The 1,294-nt window shown below is 42.5% G+C and carries 1 protein-coding gene; it reads left to right on the plus strand.

All coding sequences use genetic code 11. The annotated features are described in order from the left end of the window. Positions 1 to 1,294: ShlB/FhaC/HecB family hemolysin secretion/activation protein (locus PVV63_RS10200; RefSeq protein WP_273791755.1), on the plus strand; the 1,294-nt coding region annotated here is incomplete at both ends.

The raw sequence follows: 1,294 nt of genomic DNA on the forward strand, positions 1-1,294 counted from the left end.
ATTCCCCAACCGATAATTTTTCTCGCCAACAATCTGAGAAGCAGCAATTAGAAAGAATTGAGAAATTACGGTCTTTAACGCCTAAAAGGATCAAGACGCCTTCAGAGCAAAATCCAGAAACGCTTTTGGGTGGGAAACAATGTTTTCCCATTCATGCTATTATTGTTGAGGGAGTGCATCATGTCAAAAAGCGCTCTATATCAGCCGTAACAGAGCCTTATGTTGGAAGATGTATCGGTCTTTTTGATATTCAGCTCTTAATCAAGAAGTTAACCAAAGTTTATTTGGATCAAGGCTATGTAACGGCGCGTTTTTATATTCCCGATCAAGATATCAAAAACAGCAAGACGCTCAAATTTGTTGTCGTTGAGGGCAAGCTTTCAGATATTTACTATAATGGTTCACCGACGTCTCGTTATAATAATGTTGTATGGAGTGCTTTTCCTGGGCTTCAAGGTCATGTTCTGAACATGCGCGATATTGAACAGGGGCTTGATCAGATCAACCGTTTGAGTTCAGCGCACGCTCAAAGCGAACTTCTTCCAGGGCGTGAAGAAGGGAGCACCATTGTCAATATTAACAATCATCCCGATAAAACTTTCAAGGTTACTGTTTCTCATGACAATATGGGACAATCTTCCACGGGTTATGCGCGTTATAGTGCGGGCTTGAGGGTAGAAAATATTTTAGGGATGAATGATGCGTGGGATTTTAACTATCAGCGCAGTCAGACAGATTATTGGGGTGGGAGCAAGCAAGAAGGACATAGCAATAACATTTCAGCGAGTGTGAGTATTCCGTACGGTTATTGGACCTTTGGATTGAATGGCACTGTTTATAATTACCAAAGCATAATCCCTGGCAATTTTACCGATATTGAGACGACGGGGGATTCCAGTGAGTTGCACGCCAGTACAAGCAGGGTTCTTTACCGTGATGGTGTTTCCCTTACAACTTTGAATTTAGGTCTTTCTTATAAAAGAACCAACAATTACCTTCTTGGCAATAAGATTGAAGTGGGTAGCCGTCAATATAGCGTAGCCAATTTTGGGATTTCGCATTCGCGCCAGATGTTGGGGGGGACATGGACCTTTGATGTGAGTTATTTGCAAGGGCTCCCTTTGTTTCATTCTGTCAAGAAGCACGATCCAGGAGTAGGGGATGCGGAGCCACAATTTGCCAAATTTACCGGTACGCTTAGTGTCATGACGCCTTTTAAGGTAGGGGGCTTGGACTTTATACTGAGCAATCTTTTGAGTGGTCAATATTCACCGCATAATTTATTGGGTGCTGA

Source organism: Bartonella sp. CM31XJBT (genome assembly GCF_028618555.1).
GTDB lineage: Bacteria > Pseudomonadota > Alphaproteobacteria > Rhizobiales > Rhizobiaceae > Bartonella.